This window comes from Saccharopolyspora ipomoeae, from assembly GCF_029952525.1.
GTDB classification, from domain to species: Bacteria; Actinomycetota; Actinomycetes; order Mycobacteriales; family Pseudonocardiaceae; genus Saccharopolyspora; species Saccharopolyspora ipomoeae.
This window is the reverse complement of the sequence record NZ_JASAOF010000001.1, coordinates 242,619-260,965: the sequence shown is the minus strand read 5'-3', so window position 1 is coordinate 260,965 and position 18,347 is coordinate 242,619. Positions and strand designations below refer to the sequence as shown.

Annotated in this window: 16 protein-coding genes; 10 read left to right on the top strand and 6 right to left on the bottom strand. The window is 71.1% G+C overall.

Features of this window, described 5'->3' with window-relative positions:
* Positions 1–18: 18 nt before the first annotated feature.
* From QFW96_RS01300 to QFW96_RS01265, 8 genes are all read left to right on the top strand, one after another.
* Complete coding sequence (locus QFW96_RS01300) at positions 19–2,130, top strand: glycosyltransferase family protein (RefSeq protein WP_281453600.1); 2,112 nt, start codon at positions 19–21, stop codon at positions 2,128–2,130.
* A gap of 163 nt (positions 2,131–2,293) precedes the next feature.
* The gene (locus QFW96_RS01295; protein ID WP_281453599.1) at positions 2,294–4,396 is read left to right on the top strand and encodes a hypothetical protein; all 2,103 of its coding nucleotides are present in this window, start codon (positions 2,294–2,296) and stop codon (positions 4,394–4,396) included.
* Between the two features lie 78 nt (positions 4,397–4,474).
* On the top strand, positions 4,475–5,005 hold the full coding sequence (locus QFW96_RS01290) for a dimethylamine monooxygenase subunit DmmA family protein (protein ID WP_281453598.1): 531 nt from the start codon (positions 4,475–4,477) through the stop codon (positions 5,003–5,005).
* Positions 5,005–5,955 carry a heme-dependent oxidative N-demethylase family protein gene (locus QFW96_RS01285; protein WP_281454014.1) on the top strand — a complete coding sequence of 317 codons (951 nt, stop codon included), beginning with the start codon at positions 5,005–5,007 and terminating at the stop codon, positions 5,953–5,955. The genes QFW96_RS01290 and QFW96_RS01285 overlap by 1 nt, the downstream gene beginning before the upstream one ends.
* Entirely contained in the window at positions 5,952–6,836 is an 885-nt protein-coding gene (locus QFW96_RS01280; RefSeq protein ID WP_281453597.1) for a PDR/VanB family oxidoreductase, read from the top strand. The genes QFW96_RS01285 and QFW96_RS01280 overlap by 4 nt, the downstream gene beginning before the upstream one ends.
* Before the next feature lie 480 nt (positions 6,837–7,316).
* A complete protein-coding gene (locus QFW96_RS01275) occupies positions 7,317–9,551 on the top strand; it encodes a xanthine dehydrogenase family protein molybdopterin-binding subunit (protein ID WP_281453596.1) in 2,235 nt (744 codons plus the stop codon).
* A gap of 35 nt (positions 9,552–9,586) precedes the next feature.
* Positions 9,587–10,045, top strand: coding sequence for a (2Fe-2S)-binding protein (locus QFW96_RS01270; RefSeq protein WP_281453595.1), 459 nt, complete (start codon positions 9,587–9,589; stop codon positions 10,043–10,045).
* Between the two features lie 234 nt (positions 10,046–10,279).
* On the top strand, positions 10,280–10,882 hold the full coding sequence (locus QFW96_RS01265) for a DUF4232 domain-containing protein (protein WP_281453594.1): 603 nt from the start codon (positions 10,280–10,282) through the stop codon (positions 10,880–10,882).
* A gap of 50 nt (positions 10,883–10,932) precedes the next feature.
* On the opposite strand, the gene QFW96_RS01260 is transcribed toward QFW96_RS01265, so the two are convergent.
* Positions 10,933–12,750, bottom strand: coding sequence for a heavy metal translocating P-type ATPase (locus tag QFW96_RS01260; RefSeq protein ID WP_281454013.1), 1,818 nt, complete (start codon positions 12,748–12,750; stop codon positions 10,933–10,935).
* Between the two features lie 161 nt (positions 12,751–12,911).
* Here QFW96_RS01260 and QFW96_RS01255 point away from each other — a divergent pair, with 161 nt between their 5' ends.
* Positions 12,912–13,265 carry an ArsR/SmtB family transcription factor gene (locus QFW96_RS01255; RefSeq protein ID WP_281453593.1) on the top strand — a complete coding sequence of 118 codons (354 nt, stop codon included), beginning with the start codon at positions 12,912–12,914 and terminating at the stop codon, positions 13,263–13,265.
* Here QFW96_RS01255 and QFW96_RS01250 read toward each other — a convergent pair.
* Together QFW96_RS01250 and QFW96_RS01245 are read right to left on the bottom strand one after the other, a co-directional pair.
* Complete coding sequence (locus tag QFW96_RS01250; RefSeq protein WP_281453592.1) at positions 13,258–13,854, bottom strand: hypothetical protein; 597 nt, start codon at positions 13,852–13,854, stop codon at positions 13,258–13,260. The two genes, QFW96_RS01255 and QFW96_RS01250, sit on opposite strands and share 8 nt — an antisense overlap.
* Positions 13,855–14,095: 241 nt before the next feature.
* The gene (locus QFW96_RS01245) at positions 14,096–14,446 is read right to left on the bottom strand and encodes a hypothetical protein (RefSeq protein WP_281453591.1); all 351 of its coding nucleotides are present in this window, start codon (positions 14,444–14,446) and stop codon (positions 14,096–14,098) included.
* A gap of 706 nt (positions 14,447–15,152) precedes the next feature.
* On the opposite strand from QFW96_RS01245, the gene QFW96_RS01240 reads away from it, so the two are divergent.
* Complete coding sequence (locus QFW96_RS01240; RefSeq protein ID WP_281453590.1) at positions 15,153–15,503, top strand: BlaI/MecI/CopY family transcriptional regulator; 351 nt, start codon at positions 15,153–15,155, stop codon at positions 15,501–15,503.
* A gap of 55 nt (positions 15,504–15,558) precedes the next feature.
* Here QFW96_RS01240 and QFW96_RS01235 read toward each other — a convergent pair whose 3' ends face one another.
* The 3 genes from QFW96_RS01235 to QFW96_RS01225 form a co-directional block, all read right to left on the bottom strand.
* A complete protein-coding gene (locus QFW96_RS01235) occupies positions 15,559–16,401 on the bottom strand; it encodes an SAM-dependent methyltransferase (RefSeq protein WP_281453589.1) in 843 nt (280 codons plus the stop codon).
* Between the two features lie 186 nt (positions 16,402–16,587).
* Complete coding sequence (locus tag QFW96_RS01230) at positions 16,588–16,932, bottom strand: hypothetical protein (RefSeq protein WP_281453588.1); 345 nt, start codon at positions 16,930–16,932, stop codon at positions 16,588–16,590.
* A gap of 249 nt (positions 16,933–17,181) precedes the next feature.
* Positions 17,182–18,342, bottom strand: coding sequence for a lactate 2-monooxygenase (locus QFW96_RS01225; protein ID WP_281453587.1), 1,161 nt, complete (start codon positions 18,340–18,342; stop codon positions 17,182–17,184).
* Between the last annotated feature and the right edge of the window lie 5 nt (positions 18,343–18,347).

Sequence of the window (18,347 nt, the reverse complement as noted above, 5' to 3'; positions counted from 1 at the left end):
ATCGAGAGGACCTTTCGGGTGACGATTGAGAAAGAACCCGTCGAGAAGCACGCAGTAGCAACGGATGTGGCTCAACCGGAGTGGAGCGCGGTCCCGCCCCGGCAGGAGCGGGACCGCGCGGTGTGGCTGGTGGCGGCGGGGGCGCTGCTGGCCGGACTGCTCTTCGTCGTCGTCGACGTGCACTACAACGGCGGGCGCTACATCCCGTCGCTCGACGACGCCTTCATCCACCTGCAGTACGGCAAGCAGATCGGGCGGGGCGAGTTCCTGCGGTTCCACGACGGCGAACCGATCAGCACCGGCGCCAGCAGCCTGCTCTACGTGCTCGTCCTAGGCGCGCTGCACGCCGTCGGCATGCACGGTGGCCTGCTGATGCCCGCCGCGGTGCTGCTCGGCATCGTCTGCCACGCCGCCACCGCCGCCGGGGTGCTGCTGCTCGGGCAGCGCCTGGTCAACCGCACCACCGGCCGCTGGGCCGGTGCTCTGGTGGCCTTCAGCGGGCCGATGCTGTGGGGCGCCACCAGCGGCATGGAGATCACGCTGACCGCGTTCCTGCTGGTCGCGACGCTGCTGGTGGTGGTTCGCGAAGCGCCGACCGCGGTCTTCCGCTGGACCCCGGTGCTCGCCGCGCTGGCGGCGCTGTCCCGGATGGAGGCGCTCGCGTTCCTCGCCGTGCTGGTGCCGCTGATGATGCACGCCTGCCGCCGCCGCGCCGGACTCGCCCGCATCGGTGCGATGGCCTGGTGCCTGCTGCCGTTCGCGGTCGTCGGCGCGCAGCTGCTGTTCTACCGCCTGGCCACCGGGCACGCCTCGCCCAACGGCTCCCAGTCGAAGTCGCTGACCAGCATCCCGCACTTCAACCTCGGCGAGTTCGTCGGCAAGACCTCCGAGAACTTCTCGCAATTCCTGCAGATCCTCAGCGGACTCACCCGGCAGGACTTCGTCCTCCCCGGCGCGCTGCTGCTCGCCGCTGTCGGCGTGGTCGCGCTGACCCGGCACGACGACGCCCGGCGCTACGTCGGGCTGACGATCGGTCTCGGCACCGTGCTGGCGCTGGGGGCGATCTCGACGATGGGAACCGCGCTGTGGCAGCAGGTCCGGTACCTGCAGCCGTTCCTCCCGCTGTTCCTGCTGGCCACCGTGATCGGCATCGGCGCGGTCGTCGGGTGGTTGCGCCTGTCCGGCCGGGCGGCCACCGCGATCCTGCTGGTCGCCGCGCTGTTCACGGCCGTGTCGGTGCCGCTGTGGGCGCACGTGATGGTGGTCGAGTCGGCCAGCATCCGGGAACGGCTCGTCAGCCTCGCCGCCTGGGCGAAGGGCGGGCTCCCGGAAGGCGCGCGGCTGGGCGTGCACGACGTCGGCGCCGCCGCCTACCTCAGCGGCCACCCGACCGTCGACCTCGTCGGGCTCACCACCAACGACCTGGCCGAGCCCGCGCTCAACGGGATGGGATCGCTCTACGAGGAGCTGCGCACCCTCCCGCCCGAGAAGCTGCCCGACTACGTCGCCGCCTACGACGCCATGCCCGGCGGCATCGAACTCGACAAACTCGCCGCCGCGGGGGTCTACACCGACCCGGTCCTGGCGACCCCGCAGATCACCGTCTGGAAGACCGACTGGAGCCTGTTCGGCTCCGGCGATCAGCCGGAAACCCCCGTGCAGGGCCGGATTCGCGATCGCGTCAACGTCGGCTCGATGGACTCCGAACGCGCGCACGACCACCACCTCGACGCCGCGCGCTCGGACTTCCCGCCGATGACCGAACTGCGCACCGTCGACTCCGGCGGGAGGCGGATGGTCGACAGCGCCCGGCACATCTGGGGTGAGGAGGAGTTCACCCTGCACGACCTCGAACCCGGCCGGCCCGTCCACCTGATCGCCCGGCACGACGCCAGCGGGCCCAAGGGCGGCTTCTACACCGGGATGCGCGAGGTGCGGGTGTTCGCGGGAGACGTCGACCTCGGCAAGCACGAGCTGGTGCCCGACCCGAAGGGCTGGAACGAGTCGGTCATCGACATCCCCGGCCACCTGGTCACCTCACCGGACCTGACCGTGCGGATGGGCGCGACGCAGGAATTCGTCGGTCCCTACCCGGACTACAAGTCCTTCGGCTACTGGGCCGTGCAGTGAGCACCGCGTTATCGAGCGGTGACCGGGTTGTCGAACGGTTACCGCGTTGTGCGGTGGCTCCCGGCGAATCCGGGAAAACCGCCCTCTATAGTCGATCGCACGGGCCGGCCCAACGGTGTGCAGGCGCGAAAATCCCTGCCTGGAAGGACCCGTTGGGTTGAGCGTGACGAAAGATCTGGTCGAACCGGAGTTAGCCGAGCCGACGACGCGCGCGGACGCGCCCGCGCGCCGGTGGCGCCTCGACCGGATCGGGATGTGGGCGGTACCGCTGGTGGCGCTGGCCGCCGGACTGGCGTTCGTGCTGATCAACGTGCACTACAACGGCGGCCGCTACATCCCGCCGCTGGACGACGCCTTCATCCACGCTCAGTACGCCAAGCAGATCGGGCAGGGCGAGTTCCTGCAGTACAACGACGGTGACCCGATCTCCACCGGCGCCAGCAGCCTGCTCTACGTGCTGGTGCTGGGCGCGTTCTACTTCCTCGGCGTGCACGGCGGGCTGTTCCTGCCCGTCGCCGTCCTGTTCGGCGTGGTCTGCCACGCGCTCACCGCCGGGGGAGTCGTGCTGCTCGGCCGTCGCGTCGCCGGTCCGGTCGCCGGTGCGTGGGCGGGATTCCTGGTGGCGCTCAGCGGGCCGCTGCTGTGGGGCGCCTCCAGCGGCATGGAGGTCTCGATCACCTCGTTGCTGCTGGTCGGCACGCTGCTGGTGCTGGTGCGGGAACTGCCGAGCGGGGTCTTCCGGTTCACCCCGGTCCTGGCGGCGCTGGCGGCGCTGTGCCGACTGGAAGCGCTGGTGTTCCTGCTGGTGGTGCCGCCGCTGATGATCTACGTCAGCGCGCGCCGCGCCCGGAGCCTGCCCGCCCGGATCGGGTCGCTGGCCTGGTCCGCGCTGCCGTTCGTGGTGATCGCCGCGCAGCTGCTGTTCTACCTGGCCACCACCGGTCACTCGTCGCCGAACGGCTCGCAGGCCAAATCCCACCTGAGCATGCCGAACCTGAGCTTCGGCGAGCTCGCGGGCAAGACCGCGGACAACTTCTCGGCGTTCCTGGAGATCCTCGCCGGCCTCAACCGGCAGGACTTCGCCTTCCCCGGCGCGCTCGCGCTGGCCGCGCTCGGCGTGGCGGTGCTGGTGCGCGACGGCGGCCCGCGCCGCTGGGTCGGCTGGACGATCGGCGTCGGCACGATCCTCGCGCTGGGCTCGATCTCCACGATGGGAACCGCGCTGTGGCAGCAGGTCCGCTACCTGCAGCCGTTCCTGCCGCTGTTCGTGCTCGCCGCCGTCATCGGCCTGATCGAGGTCGGCAAGCGGCTGCGCCTGGGCGACAAGACCCCGGTGGCGCTGCTGGCGGTGGCCGCGCTGTTCACGGCCCTGTCGGTGCCGACCTGGGTGCACAACGCCGTGCAGGACTCGGGCGGCATCCGGGAGCGCGTGGTCGCGCTGGCCAACTGGACCAAGGGCAACCTGCCGGAGGACGCGCGGCTGGGCGTGCACGACGTCGGCGCCGCCGCCTACCTGGGCGGGCACCCGACCGTCGACCTCGTCGGCCTGACCACCAACGGGCTGGCCGAGCCCGCGCTCAACGGCATGGGCGCGCTCTACGAGGAGCTGCGCGCGATGTCGCCCGAGGACCGGCCCGACTACATCGCCATCTACGACCGGATGCCCAGCGGCGTGCAGCTGGAGCACCTCGCCGACGCCGGGGTGCTCGGCGCCCCGGTGCTGTCGCTGCCGGTCATGACGGTCTACAAGGCCGACTGGAGCCTGATCGACACCGGTGACGAGCCGATCCGCCCGGTCACCGGCACCATCCGCGACTACGTCGACGTCGGGTCGATGACCTCCGAGGCCGACCACGACCACGAGGTGCACACCGCGCGCGCCGGGTTCCAGCCGATGACCGAGGCCCGCACCCTCGAAACAGGTGGGCACGAGGTCGTCGACAGCGCCCGGCACATCATCGGCGAGGAGGAGTTCACGCTCCACGACCTCGTCCCGGGCCGGCAGGTGCGGCTCGTCGCCCGCCACGACTCCACCGGTCCCAAGCCCGGCCTGTACACCGGCGCGCGCGACGTGCGGGTGTACGCCGACGGCACCGACCTGGGCAAGCACTGGCTCAAGCCGGAGCAGAAGGGCTGGTCGGAGACCGTCATCACGATCCCCGGGCACCTGGTGACCGGCCCGGACCTGACGATCCGCCTGGCGCCGATGAGCCCGTTCGGCCCGTCCCCGGACTTCCATGCCTTCGGGTACTGGGCGGTCCAGTAGCTCCGGCCGGTTCAGCAGCGGCGTGACCTGGGCCGGGCGCGGTTGACACACCGCGCCCGGCCTTTGTGTACTCGGCGGGTGGACGAGCGGATGGCGGCCGGTGCCCGCACCAGCCTGCCCGAGTGGCCCGCGCGGGTCGCCGTCGATCCCGAGGGGACGAGCTACGCGTTCGTCGGGATCGGGGGCTCGGCCGAGGCGATCGTGCGTGGTTGGGTGGGGGAAGTTCTCATGAAAACTGCGCTCAGTCCGGTGTGGACGACCCAGGCCGGCAGCGCCGACGAGGTCGTCGACGCCCTGGACGAGCAGCTCGGGCGGGCGCGGGTCGGGTGGCGGCTGATGCTGGCCGGTCCGGAGGCCGACGTCCTCGCCTTGCGGGCGCGAGCGCTTGCAGCCGGGGCCGTGGACGAGGAGGTCCGCTGCCACGTCACCTCCCGCGAGCGGCTGCTGGTGCACTGCGCGCACTGCACGGCCGAGACCCCGGTGACGGCCCGGCCCGGCTCCCGCGCCACCTGCTCCGGTTGCGGGCAGCCGTTGCACATCTACAGCCACCTCTCCCGCCACCGGGGCTCCTACCTGGGGTTCCACGCCGACGTGGAGGCGTTCCGGTGATGCTGCCCGAGCGGGTGCGGCGGTTCCCGTGGCCGCTGGAAGGCGACCACTACCGCTACAGCGTCAACGTCGAGGCCGCGCCCCGCGCGCACCGCACGGCGGCGGGGGAGTGGGGCGGCACCGTCCTCGACTTCCACGCCGACTACGAGGCCGAACTGGTCGAGCGCGCCGCGATCCTGCGCCGCGACCCGGGCAGGCACGTCGAGCTCCCGCACATGCGGGAGGCCGGTTGGGACGCGCTGCTGCACCTGCTCGCCGAAGCCGCCGCCACCGACCCGGCGATGACGCTGAGCAGCACGGGGGACCGCGAGTTCCGCTGGGAGAACGGCAGACTCGGCGTGACCCGGCGGTTCCGGTTCGGTGACGAGGACTCGCTGGGCGAGTCGCCGCTGCGCTTCGCCGCCTCCCAGGTCAACGACGACCTCGTGCTCCTCGACGAGCGCGGGGGACGGCTGTTCGCCGATGCCGGAGCGGTCACGTTCGCGTCGAACTGGTCCATCAAGTTCGTGCTCGGCATGTCGTTCACCGACCTGCACGGACCGGTGCCGCGCGACCTCGCCGACGGCGCGATCCCGCGCGCCGAGCGGTTCCTGCTCGGCCTGCAGCCCGGCGACTGCTACCGGCGGCTGAACTGGAGCTCCACCGTCGGGCACCGGCTCGACGCCTCGCTGGAGAGCTACGACGAGTGGGGCGCCGAGCGGGGTTCGGTCGGCGACCTCGGCGAGGACCTGCACCTGCGGGTGGAGGTGCAGCACCTGATCCGGCTGCCGCTGACGGGCTCGATCCTGTTCCTGATCCGCACCTACCTGCTGCCGATGCGGGAGCTGGTGCTGGTCCCGGCCTGGCGCGAGCAGTTCGCGACCGTGCTGGCCGAACTGCCCGACGAGATGGCCGACTACAAGGGCTACGGCGAGATCCGGCCGGAGCTGCTGGGGTGGTTGCGGCGATGAACCGGCTGACGGTCTCCGACACCCGCCTCATCGCCGAAGGCGTCCGGCGGATCCGGCTGGTCGGTGACCTGCGGTCCTACGTGCCCGGCAGTCACCTCGACGTGCTGTGCGGCACCGACGAGCGCGGGCGGCAGCGGCGCAACGCCTACTCGCTCACCGGTGACGGGTTCCGCCCCGAGCACTACGAGATCTCGGTGCGCCTCGGCACCGGCGGGTCCCGCTGGATGCACCGGCTGCGTCCCGGCGACGTGGTCGAAACCGACGGCCCCCGAAGCGGTTTCGCGCCGGTGCAGTCCGCGCGGCACCACCTGCTCGTCGCCGCCGGGATCGGTGTCACGCCGATCCTCTCGCACTTCCGGGCCGCGCGGTTCTGGCGGCGCTCGGTCGAGGTGCACCACGTCTCCCGGGACGGGGTGCACGCCGAGGACCTGCGCGGGCACCTCACCGATTCCCGCGCTCGGTTCTGGCGCGGGCTGGACCTCGCCGACCAACCGCTGGGCACCCACCTCTACGCGTGCGGCCCGGAGTCGTTCCTCGCCGAGGTGACCGCGCGCGCCCGCGAAGCGGGCTGGCCGGGCAGCCGGGTGCACGTCGAGCGCTTCGGTGCGCGGCCCGCCGGGGGCGAGCCGTTCACCGCGCAGCTGCGTCGCAGTGGGACGTCCGTGCCGGTGGAGGACGGCGAAACCCTGCTGGAGGCGCTGGAATCCGCCGGTGTGGCGGTGGCGAACCGCTGCCGCCGGGGCGTGTGCGGGGAGTGCGTCGTCGAGGTCACCGGTGGCGTGCCGCTGCACCGCGACCTCGTGCTGCCCGAGGAGGAGCGGGCCACCCGGATCGCGCCCTGCGTGTCCCGGGCGCGCGGCGAGGTCGAACTCGACCTGTGAGCGCGCGTCGTAGCGGTGCGTGAGAACCGCGCGCGGCCGAGTTCCGTTGCCGGGCGCGCGGAAACGGTGTTCGGCGCCGGGCGGTGGTGACGAAGCGGTATCGGTTGCGTCACTCAACGATATGCGCCGCCGGGGTCGTGTGAGATGTCCGGTGCGGGCGGAAGGCGCCCGATTCGCCGTTTCCGCAGGTCCGGGGCAAGCGTTTGCTTGGGTTCACCCGACAGTGATCAGGAACTGGTGCGTTCAGGTTGGGAATGGCCCGATTTCGTCACGCACAGGTGCTTATTGACTCCGCTATGGTGCTCCGCCGTAGTCAGCAGGGTGTGTCTGCGCATACGGCTCAACACGCACGGTCACATCTGCGGGGGTTCCTGAGGCGCGGAGCGCTGAACGCCGCGTGTGGGCTTGTCACGCCCTGCTCGCCGTGTTCGAGCCGAAGCTTGGGGTTGTTGCTCGGGCAACCCTTGAGAGGAGTCCTGAATGGTCATGCCTGACACCCCCGAGGGGGCGACGGCGGCGGATTCGGAACGGGCATCCGGTGTGGGGCGTCGGCGCTTCCTCACCTACGTGATGGCCGCCCCGACGCTGACCGTCGCCGCGCAACTGCTCCCGGAAGGCCAGGCCGTCGCCACCGCGGCGAAGACCCAGATCCCGGTCCCGCTGCCGCCGCTGGAGCCGATGGTCGACTTCGCCGACGCCGTCACGCTGCTGGCCATGCCCACGATGCCGCTGATGCGGCTGGAGATCACCGGTACCAACAAGGTCCGGTTCGAGATGCCGCGGCTGGAAGTCGGGCAGGGCATCAACACCTCCGTGGTCATGATGATCGCCGAGGAGATGAACGCCCGGCCCTCCGACGTCGTCGTCGAGATCTCCGATGCCCGGCCGGAGCTGTTCATCAACCACTTCACCGGCTTCTCCAGCGGTGTTCGGGCGTTGTGGAAACCGCTGGCCTCGATGGCCGCGGGCGCCCGGTCCCGGCTGGTCACCGCCGCGGCCGAGCGGTTGGGGGTGGCGGCGGCGAAGCTGACGGTCGAGGACACCGCGGTGCACGCGCCCGACGGTCGCTCGGTGACCTTCGGCGAGCTGGCCCGGGACGCCGCCCGGGTCGCCGCGCCCGCCGTCCCGGCGACGCCGAAGAAGCCCGAGGAGCACGAGGTCCTCGGCAAGCCGATGAACCGGGTGGACGCGCGCGGCATGGTCACCGGCGCCACCCAGTACGTCGGTGACATCAAGATTCCCGGCTCGGTCGTCGCCGTCGTCGTGCGACCACCCACAGTGGACGGGAAGGTCGCGGCGTTCGACGACTCCGCCGTGCGCGGCCTGGCAGGCGTGTCCGACGTGGTCGAACTGCCCAGCGGTGTCGCGGTCTGCGCCGAGAACACCTGGCAGGCGCTGGAAGCCGCTCAGCAGCTCCAGGTCACCTGGGTTCCCGGGCCGGGAGCCCGGACCTCCGACGCCGACATCCAGGCGAAGCTGAGCGACAAGACCGGCAGCATGATGGACGCGCTGAACCTCGACGACGGCGAGGGCAAGATCGACGCGAGCTTCAGCTTCGCCGGGGTGAGCCACGCGCCGATGGAGGTCAGCTACGCGGTGGCCGACGTGCGTCGCGACCGCGCCGAGGTCTGGTACCCGGGGCAGGTCGGGATGGGCGTGCAGGTCGACGTCGCCAAGGCCGTCGGACTTCCCCAGCCCGCCGTCACCGCGCACATCACGCGGGCCGGAGGTTCCTTCGGTGCGCGCGGTTTCAACGACGCGGCGGTCGAGGCCGCTCGGGTGTCGAAGGCGATCGGCAAGCCGGTCAAGCTGATGTGGACCCGCAACGACGAGATCCGGCACGGGCGGATGCGCCCGCCGACCCACCACCGCATCATCGCCTCCTACCGGGGCGGGAAGGTCCGCTCCTTCCAGCAGAAGATGAGCGGCGTGATGGTCGACCTCTCGCACGGTGCGGGCATCGTGCTGACCTCGGAGATCTTCGGGGCGATCAACAAGCCCGTCGACGAGATCGTCTTCTACATCAGCCAGAACGTGCCCTACGAGTTCGGGCTGGTCACCATCGACGGCAAGGGCGAGCGGGTCCCCGGCGTGAAGACCGCCGAGTGGCGCGGGGTGCACGGCGGATCGTTCCGCGCGGCGCAGGAGCTCGTCGTCGACGAGCTCGCGGCGAAGCTGGGCAAGGACCGGCTGCAGTTCCGGATGGACTCGCTCAAGACGGACCGGGCGAAGGCGGTCCTGCGCAAGGTCGGTTCCGAGGGGAGCTGGGGGCGTCCGCTGCCGAAGGGCCACGCGCAGGGCCTGGCCGTGCACGAGGAGCACCGCTCGTCCTCGGCCTGCCTGGTGGAGATCGATGCCACCGATCCCGGGAATCCGCGCGTCACCAAGGCTTTCGTCGCCGTCGACGTGGGGCGGGCGATCAACCCGCGCGGCGTGGAGGCGCAGATGCAGGGCGGCCTGATCGACGGGATCTCGACGATCCTGCAGGCTGGCCTGCACTTCGACAACGGCGCGGTGCGCGAGGGCAGCTTCAGCGACTTCAAGTGGGCGCGGCAGCGGCACTCGCCGATCGAGACGAAGGTCTTCGTGATGCCTCCGACCGGAAATCCCGGTGGTGTGGGCGAGTTGGGCGTTCCGGTCGCGGCCGGCGCCGTGGCCTGCGCCTACGCGCGTGCGACCGGCACTCAGCCGCGCAGCTTCCCGATCAACTTCTGATTCCGGCCTGATCCTTCGAGGAGTTCCCGAGCGACATGCCCAAGTACGAGTTCACCGTCAACGGCAAGGACGTCGAGGTCGACGTCCCGGCGGAGATGCCCCTGCTGTGGGTGCTGCGCGATCAGCTGCGCATCACCGGCCCCAAGTACGGCTGCGGCGTCGGCGTCTGCAGGGCCTGCACCTGCTTGCAGGACGACGAAGAGGTCCAGACCTGCATGGTCAAGGCCGAAGACGCCGACGGCACCGAGATCACCACGATCGAGGGCCTGGCCGACGGAGATGAGCTGCACCCGGTGCAGCAGGCGTGGCTGGATCGCGACGTCGCCCAGTGCGGCTTCTGCCAGCCGGGCCAGATCATGACCGCCGTCGCGCTGCTCAACGAGAAGGGCGACGACGTCACCGACGCGGACATCGACAAGATCGAGAACGTCTGCCGCTGCGGCACCTACGGCCGGATCCGCCAGGCCATCAAGCAGGCTGCCGAGAACATGTGAGCCGTGCCGGGGTCTCCCCGGGCTCGCGGTGGGACCGGGGAGACCGCGGACGGTTTTAGCCATGATCACCCATGATCAATGTCCGTTTCGTCCGGACAATTATGGCTAAAACCGTCCACCGCCGCGCCGTCCGCCGAAACTCGTCTCGATCAGGACGCAACGACATCGGCGACGGGACGTCTTCAGGGGTGTCAAGGCGCTGGGGCGCCACGAACGCAACCCTGGGGGTAAGTGATGAGCAAGACCAGCAGGAAGACCCTGGCCGTCACCGGGATCGTCGGCGGCGCGCTGCTGGCCACCGGCGGCGGAGCCGCAGCGCTGGCCCAGCACGGCAGCGGGGTGGAAACCGCGTCGGTGGCCCGCGTCTCGGCCGCGCAGCCGGGTCAGGGCCAGGACCGGGCCGACATCGGCACCTCGAACTGCTCGGCCGAGGACTTCATCGCCAGCGCGAGCGCGGTGCAGGGCCGGCCGGGCCACTTCCTGGTCAGCTTCGGCAACCGATCCGACAAGACCTGCACGATCAACGGCGGCGTTCCCGCCCTCGCCGGGCTGGACATGACCAACTCGCCCATCGAGGAGCTCCCGGTCGACAAGATCTCGGTGCCGGGCGCTCCGGAGGAGTTCACCCTCCAGCCCGGCGGCCTCGTCCACACCGAGATCGAAGCCGTCTCGGGCCCCAACGCCCCGGACACCTACGTGGTGAGCGGTTTCCAGGGTTCGCTGCCGGACATGTCCCAGCCGCAGCCGATTCACGTCACCGGCACCGACGAGGTGCACCTGGAGGTCACCGGCCTGCGCATCACCTCGCTGGTCGCCAGCCCCGACGCGCTGAAGTAGACGGGCGGAGCCCGGCCGAACCGCTCCGGGGATGAGCGGTTCGGCCGGGGTCACGCCGCTTTCCAGGCCGCGCGGCGGAGGAGGCGGAGGCCGTTGAGGGCGACGAGGATCGTGGAGCCCTCGTGGCCCGCGACGCCCAGCGGCAGCGGGAGGTGGCCGACGAGGTCCCAGGTCACCAGGACCGCGATGAAGGTGCCCGCGATGACGAGGTTCGCCGTGACGACGCGGCGGGCGCGGCGGGAGAGCTCGATGACGGCCGGGATCGCGTTGAGGTCGTCGCGGACGATGATCGCGTCCGCGGTCTGCAGCGTGAGGTCCGAGGCGGCGCCGCCCATCGCGACACCGGCGTGCGCGGTGGCCAGGGCGGGCGCGTCGTTGATGCCGTCGCCGACGAACGCGACCCGGTGCCCGGCCGCCTGCATCGCCTCGACCTCGTCGAGCTTGCGCTCCGGCAGCAGTCCCGCGCGCACGTCGGTGATGCCCACGTGCGCGGCGAGCTCGCTCGCCCCGGCCGCGCTGTCGCCGGTCAGCAGCACGGGATCGCTGGTCAGCGCCCGGGTCGAGGCCACGGCCTCGGCGGCCTCCGGTCGCGGCCGGTCGGTGATGGCCAGCAGGCCCACCGGCTCGCCGTCCCGCCGCACCAGCACCGGGGTGCGGCCTGCGGTGACCTCGTAGTTGTCGGGCGCGGCCCCGATCTCGACGTGGTGGCCCGCGACCCGGGCGGTGACGCCGCGCCCCGGAAGCGCCGCGAACTCCTCGGCGGGCGGCAGCGTCAGCTCCTCGCGCTCGGCGGCGCGCACCACGGCCGCCGCCAGCGGGTGCTCGCTGGACCGCTCGGCCGCCGCGGCCAACCGCAGCAGCTCGTCGCGGGAGAACGCCGGGTCCAGCACGCGCACCTCGGCGACCTCCGGGGTGCCGCGGGTCAGGGTCCCGGTCTTGTCGAAGGCGACCTTGGTGGTCGTGCCCAGGTGCTCCATCACCACGGCGGACTTGACCAGCACGCCGTGCCGTCCGGCGTTGGCGATGGCGGCCAGCAGCGGCGGCATCGTCGCCAGCACCACCGCGCACGGCGAGGCGACGATCATGAACGTCATCGCCCGCAGCAGCGATTCCCGCAGGTCGGAGCCCAGCAGCAGCGGGATGGTGAACAGCGCGACGGTCGCGATGACCATGCCGATCGAGTAGCGCTGCTCGACCTTCTCGATGAACAGCTGGGTGCGCGCCTTGGTCTGCCCGGCCTGCTCGACCAGCGCCGCGATCCGCGCGACCACGGAGTCCTCGGCCCGGCGCCCGACCCACACGCGCAGCGCCCCGGTGCCGTTGAGCGTGCCGGCGAACACCTCCGAGCCGGTCGTGACGTCCACCGGCAGCGGCTCGCCGGTGATCGTCGCCTGGTCGACGTCGCTGGAGCCGGACAGCACGGTGCCGTCGGCCGGAACGCGCTCGCCGGGGCGGATCAGCACCTCGTCGCCGATCTCCAGCTCGGCGGCGGGCCGGACCTGCTCGACGCCGTCGGAGGTGACGACCGTGGCGGTTTCGGGGGCGAGGGTGAGCAGCCCGCGCACGGAGTCCTCGGTGCGCGCGGTGGCCAGCGCCTCCAGCGCACCGGAGGTCGCGAAGATGACGATGAGCAGCGCCCCGTCGGTGATCTCGCCGATGGACGCGGCGCCGATCGCGGCCAGCACCATCAGCAGGTCGACGTCGAGCGTCTTCTCCCGCAACGCCTGCAGCCCGGCGAGCGCCGGTTCCCAGCCGCCGGTGATGTAGCAGGCCAGGTAGAGCGCCCACCAGGACCACTCGGGAGCACCGGACAGCTGCAGGGCGAGCCCGGCGAGGAACAGGCCGAGCGCGGCGGCGGCCCACCGCATCTCGGGCAGCGCGAACAGCCTGGTCCGCGCGGGTGGCGCGGTGCGCGGGGGAGCGGTGGTGGAGGTGACCACGGGTGAAGACCTCTTCGCAGAGCGGGCGTGACCCGCACAGGAGAACACATGAACATGCGTTCATGCAAACAGCGGTCTAGACTGCCCGCATGGGACACGGAGTGGAACGGGAGGAGATCAGGCTCGACGCCGAGTCGGCGCAGCACGTGGCGAACACGCTGCAGGCGCTGGCCACTCCGAGCCGGCTGCTCATCCTCGCGGAGCTGCGGCAGGGGCCGCGCCCGGTCACCGAGCTCGCCGAGGCCGTCGGCATGGAGCAGTCCGCCGTGTCCCACCAGCTGCGGCTGCTGCGCAACCTCGGTCTGGTCATCGGGGCCCGCTCGGGCCGCAGCATCGTCTACAGCCTCTACGACAACCACGTCGCCCAGCTGCTGGACGAAGCCGTCTACCACAGCGAGCACCTGCGCCTCGGCCTCGTCGACCGCTCCGAAACGCTCAGCTGACCCGAAGTCCCAGCGACGCCAGCCGCATCCCGGCCAGCTGGGCGATGACCTCGGAATCGCCCTCGCGCCAAGCCACCGCGGGCTCGCGGCCGACCCGCTTGAGCCGACGGTGGGGGAGTTCGGTCAGCGCCCGCAGCGCCAGCAGGTCCGGGCCCTGGGCGCGCATCGCCACGGCCTGCCCGGCCGCGCGGGCGTAGCGGATGCGGCGCGGCAACCAGGCCGCGAGCACCGGGATCAGCGAGAGCGCCACGATCGCGACCGACACCGCGCCGGCGGTCAGGTCGATCACCTCCAGCACGCGCCCGCCCGCGTCCACGAGCACGTCGCCGGCCGAGCTCCCCCTGCCCAGCGCGCCCGCCAGGTCGTCGCCGACGAACGGGACGTCGGAGGCCGTGCGCGCGGCGTCGGTGAAGGTGGTCCGGAGGCCGCCGCCCGCCTCGATCATCCGGTGGCCGGGAGCCCGCAGCTCCAGCACCGCGGCCTCGGCCCGGTCCGCGAGCCACCAGAACGCGGCGACCCAGCCGATCGCCACGAGGTCGAAGAGCAGCTGTCCCGCAACGCGAATCGGTCGTTCGGCGTAGAAGCGCATGCGCGCTTCCTACCAGAGCCCGAGGATCCAGTCGATCATCCGATGTGGACTAATAATATCCGCTCGCAGCAACGTCTTTCACCAGTCCGCCCATCGCCCGGCGGATCGGCGGGGGTCGGTGAGGAGCTCCACCGCGAGCCCGAGAATCGCACGGGAGCTCCTCACCGACGTGGTCCACAACCACGGGAAGAACGATGCTCCTGAACGGCGGACGCCGCCACCCATTTTTCGGGTGCCGGGTTCACAGCTCCGGTGGCTGCTCGGTGTGGCGCAGGGTCAGCCCGGTCCCCCAGCAGTTGGGGCACAGCCGCTGGGCGGTGGTGACCTCGGGCAGGTCGGTCTGGGAGCCCCGCCGCACGTGCACGGCCGAGACCTCGCCCTGGCCGGAGCAGTTCCCGCACTGCGCGCGGGGCAGCTGCTCGGCCGGGACGGCCCGCACGTACTGCACGACCTGGTGTCGCAGGTCGCGCAGCTGATCCGGCTCCTCGTCGGGGTCGGCGTGCCTGCCGAGCAGGTCGGTCTCGGCCAGCGCCGCTTCGAAGGCGCGCAGCAGCTGCTCGACCTCGCCGCCGTGGTCGCTCTGCGCGGTCATCGCACGCCCCACCGGCGCGCGGCGTCGGGACGTCGTGGTTGCGGTGTGCGTGTCATGGAGCCATCCGAATTCTTCTGCGTCTGCCCCGGATTCGCGATCGCCCGAGGCGGCTGGCCAGCATCGCAGAGCGTACTGGAGCGGAATAGGATCGAATTCACAGCGGCGAATACGATCCGAGAACGCACCAATCACGGCGCGGTAACCTTGTCCGCCGGACTAACTGGTGGTTGTGCGCTCCGAACTGCGTTGTTCCAGCGCAGCGAGCTTTCGCCGGTGCATTCCTCGTTCATCGAAGTCGACACGTCCGGATAGGTCGCCCGCTTTTGCCCGAAGTCGCTGGTAGGCAGGTGCGAGAGAGCGGCGGGGGTCGCCTTCGGAATGCGCTCGAAATGGATCCGGCAATTCCGCTTGCCGTCGCGGAACGGGGCTGAACGGGCCCTCTGGGGGGAAAGGGCCCGCTCAGCAATCGGCGAGGGCCGACGAGGGGGGATGTCGGGGACCTCGCGCGCATAGCGGCCTCGGGGATTTGGGGGTGAGCGCCGCTACTAATGAGCATAGTAGATGTGAATCCGATTGGCGGTCAACGGGGTTCCCACGGGCGTGCCGGTCCTCAGGGAGGGCGTCCGCGCTGAACCCGAAGGCCATTCACATAGCGTGCGCGACGTGCGCATCCCCGACGTACGATGTGCCCCGGGGAGGAGGGGCCATGCGTTTTCTGGGTGAGCTCGAAGCCGCTGTGATGCAGGTTCTGTGGGAGGAACCGGAGCCGGTCAAGGTGCGCGAAGTGCTGGATCGGCTCGACACCGGTCGATCGCTGGCCTACACGACGGTGCTCACGGTGCTCGACAACCTGCACCGCAAGGGCTGGGTGCAGCGGGAGATGGAGAGTCGGGCCTACCGCTACCGGCCCACGCGCAGCCGCGAGGAGGCCGCCGCGCGCATGCTCGGCCAGGTGCTCGACGGCTCCGGGGCGCCCGAGGTCGTCCTGGCGCACTTCGTCGCGTCGCTCGATGACGACCAGGCGGAGATCCTGCGCACGGCGCTGCGCGAGCGCTGACCGGGTGGACGCGCATCAGGGCGCACCGCGCGCGGGTTGACCGCAGGCGCCGTGCTCAGGGCTTGTAGGCGACGCCGCCGAGGATCAGGCGCTCCACCAGCGAGATCTCGCGCATGCGGGGGCCGTCCGGCCACCAGTGGTTGAGCTCCACCAGGCCGGGTTCGAGGAGTTCCAGGCCGCCGAAGAGCACGCCGATCTCCTCGCGCGTGCGGTAGCGCCCGCTGCCCATCGACGACTCGCGCCAGCGCTGCTCCAGCTCGCGGGCCATCAGGTGCCCTTCGGGCAGTTCGTCGACCGGGTCCCACCAGTGCGAGATCGCCAGGTAGGAGCCGGAGGGCAGCGCGTCGACGTAGGCCCGCATGAACGCGGCGGGGTCGTCGGCGTCGTCGATGTGGTGCAGCGTGGCGCACTGGATCATCGCCACCGGCCGGTCGAAGTCGAGCTTGGCGACGTGGGGCGTCGCCAGGAGCGCGGCGGGATCGCGCAGGTCGGCGGTGGCGAAGTGGGTGAGGTCGTTCTCCTCCATCAGCGCCCGGCCGTAGGCGGCGACCGTCGCGTCGTTGTCGACGTAGACGACGGTGGCGTCCGGGTTGTGGCGCTGGGCGATCTCGTGGGTGTTCTCCACGGTCGGCAGCCCGGAGCCGATGTCCAGGAACTGGTCGATGCCGACCTCGGAACCGGCGAGGTGGCGCACCACGCGGATCAGCCAGCGGCGGATCGACTGGGCGACGTCGTCGCCGTGCGGTGAGACGGCCTGGATCGTCTCGTAGACCTCGCGGTCGACGGCGAAGTTGTCCTTGCCGCCCAGGAACATGTCGTAGACGCGCGCGATGCTCGCCTTGCTGGTGTCGATGCCGGCCGCCGCCCCGACGTCGGCGGCTTCGCCTTCGATGGCCATCGGTGCCGCGCTCCCCGTGGATTTGATCACGTTTTCGGGGAGTCTATCGGTGGTCGCAACGCGGCGGGACCCTGGCGGTCCGGTGTGAGCGCCGATCGTCCGTTCGGCGGCGCGGTTTCGCCGCGAATGGTCGAGACCACGCCAGGGCCTGCGCGAAAGTGCCGCGCAGGCCCCGGTTTCCGGTGGTCAGAGGGAGAGTTGTCGTTGCCGCGCCGGGAACATCGGCAAGGTCGGGTCGGCGCGCGCGGCTTCGTGGTCGTCGGCGCGCATCTCGTAGTCGGTCGCCTGCATCTCCAGGATCGCCGCGGTCGCGGTGTGGCCCGCGCCGAACAGCTCGCGGGCGCTCTTGAGCAGCGCGCGTGCGTGCTCCCGGTCGTCCGCTGCGAGCTGGGTGAGCGTGTCCCGCCGCAGCCGTTCCCGTTCGAGCTCCCACCGCGCGGTGCTCCGACGTCCGCTCTCCCGCACGATCAGCACGGCGATGAGCAGCACGACGGCGGAGCCGACGAACGCCAGGCTCAGAACCTGCGCCATCGCGACCTCCGATCTCCGAGTAAAGGTAGGTTTTACCTCCACCGGGAAGATCGCTCCTGGCGCCCCGCACGTTATCGATTCCGACTGTGACCCCGCTCTTCGTCCGATCGGGCCCTCCGAGCGCTCGGCCTGGTGAGGTGGTCGCCAGTGGACAGTTTTAGTGAGAACTGTCCGGGCAAAACGGACATTGATCATGGGTGATTCGAGGAAAAACCGTCCCCTGGTGACCACCCGCGCACCGAGACGGGCTCAGCGGAGCGCGCGGAGGGCATCACGGGTGAGGTCGGAGAGGGTGGGGTAGCCGTCGACGGCCATGATCAGGTCGGCTTCGGCGAGGAGGCTGCGGAGGACGTGGGTGATGCCGGGGGTGCCGCCGAGGGCGAGCCCGTAGGCGTAGGGGCGGCCGACGCCGACCGCCGTGGCGCCCAGGGCGAGGGCCTTGATGACGTCGGCGCCGCTGCGGACTCCCGAGTCGAACAGGACCGGCATTCCGTCGGCCGCGTCGACGACCTCCGGCAGGACCTCCAGGGCCGGAAGCCCCCCGTCGGCCTGGCGGCCTCCGTGGGTGGAGCAGTAGATGCCGTCGACGCCGCCGTCCTTGGCGCGGCGGACGTCGTCGGGGTGGCAGATGCCCTTGACCAGCAGCGGCAGGTCCGTCAGCGACCGCAGCCACGGCAGGTCGTTCCAGGTCAGCGGGTTGCCGAAGGTGGAGACCCAGCGCAGCACCGCCGCGCCCGGATCCTCCTCGGGGCTCTTGTCCAGACCCGCCCGGAACACCGGGTCGGTGTAGTAGTTGCTCAGGCAGTGCCCGCGCAGCTGCGGGAAGTTCGAGGTCGCCAGGTCGCGCGGCCGCCAGCCCGGGATCCAGGTGTCGAGCGTGACGACGATGCCCTTGTAGCCCGCCTTCTCGGCGCGGCGCACCAGGCTTTCCGCCAGATCCCGGTCCTTCGGCGTGTAGAGCTGGAAGAACCCCGGTGTGCCGCCGAATTCGCCCGCCACGTCCTCCAACGGGTCCGACGACAGCGTCGAGGCCACCATCGGCACACCGGTCTGCGCGGCGGCCCGCGCGGTGGCCAGGTCGCCGTGCCCGTCCTGCCCGCAGATGCCCAGCACCCCGATCGGCGCCATGAACACCGGGGACGGCAGCGTCATCCCGAACAGGTCCACCGAGAGGTCGCGCTCCTCGGCGCCCACGAACATCCGCGGCACCAGGCCCCACCGGTCGAACGCGGCGACGTTCGCGCGCTGCGTGCGCTCCGACCCCGCGCCGCCGTGGACGTAGGACCACACCGAGGGCGACATGGCGGATTTCGCCCGCTCCTCCAGCTCCTCGAACTCCATCGGCAGGTCGGGAAGCACCCCGCTCAGACCGTTGAGGTAGATCTCCAGCTGGTAGTCGCCGTACGCCATGCTTC

What these genes read in the sequence shown, in the direction of transcription:
- QFW96_RS01270 (WP_281453595.1), top strand. Translation starts at nt 9,587, where the DNA reads ATGCCCAAGTACGAGTTCACCGTCAACGGCAAGGACGTCGAGGTCGAC.
- QFW96_RS01230 (WP_281453588.1), bottom strand. Translation starts at nt 16,932, where the DNA reads ATGGCGCAGGTTCTGAGCCTGGCGTTCGTCGGCTCCGCCGTCGTGCTG.
- QFW96_RS01250 (WP_281453592.1), bottom strand. Translation starts at nt 13,854, where the DNA reads ATGCGCTTCTACGCCGAACGACCGATTCGCGTTGCGGGACAGCTGCTC.
- QFW96_RS01240 (WP_281453590.1), top strand. Translation starts at nt 15,153, where the DNA reads ATGCGTTTTCTGGGTGAGCTCGAAGCCGCTGTGATGCAGGTTCTGTGG.
- QFW96_RS01235 (WP_281453589.1), bottom strand. Translation starts at nt 16,401, where the DNA reads ATGGCCATCGAAGGCGAAGCCGCCGACGTCGGGGCGGCGGCCGGCATC.
- QFW96_RS01265 (WP_281453594.1), top strand. Translation starts at nt 10,280, where the DNA reads ATGAGCAAGACCAGCAGGAAGACCCTGGCCGTCACCGGGATCGTCGGC.
- QFW96_RS01275 (WP_281453596.1), top strand. Translation starts at nt 7,317, where the DNA reads ATGGTCATGCCTGACACCCCCGAGGGGGCGACGGCGGCGGATTCGGAA.
- QFW96_RS01285 (WP_281454014.1), top strand. Translation starts at nt 5,005, where the DNA reads ATGCTGCCCGAGCGGGTGCGGCGGTTCCCGTGGCCGCTGGAAGGCGAC.
- QFW96_RS01280 (WP_281453597.1), top strand. Translation starts at nt 5,952, where the DNA reads ATGAACCGGCTGACGGTCTCCGACACCCGCCTCATCGCCGAAGGCGTC.
- QFW96_RS01225 (WP_281453587.1), bottom strand. Translation starts at nt 18,342, where the DNA reads ATGGCGTACGGCGACTACCAGCTGGAGATCTACCTCAACGGTCTGAGC.
- QFW96_RS01260 (WP_281454013.1), bottom strand. Translation starts at nt 12,750, where the DNA reads ATGCGGTGGGCCGCCGCCGCGCTCGGCCTGTTCCTCGCCGGGCTCGCC.
- QFW96_RS01245 (WP_281453591.1), bottom strand. Translation starts at nt 14,446, where the DNA reads ATGACCGCGCAGAGCGACCACGGCGGCGAGGTCGAGCAGCTGCTGCGC.
- QFW96_RS01255 (WP_281453593.1), top strand. Translation starts at nt 12,912, where the DNA reads ATGGGACACGGAGTGGAACGGGAGGAGATCAGGCTCGACGCCGAGTCG.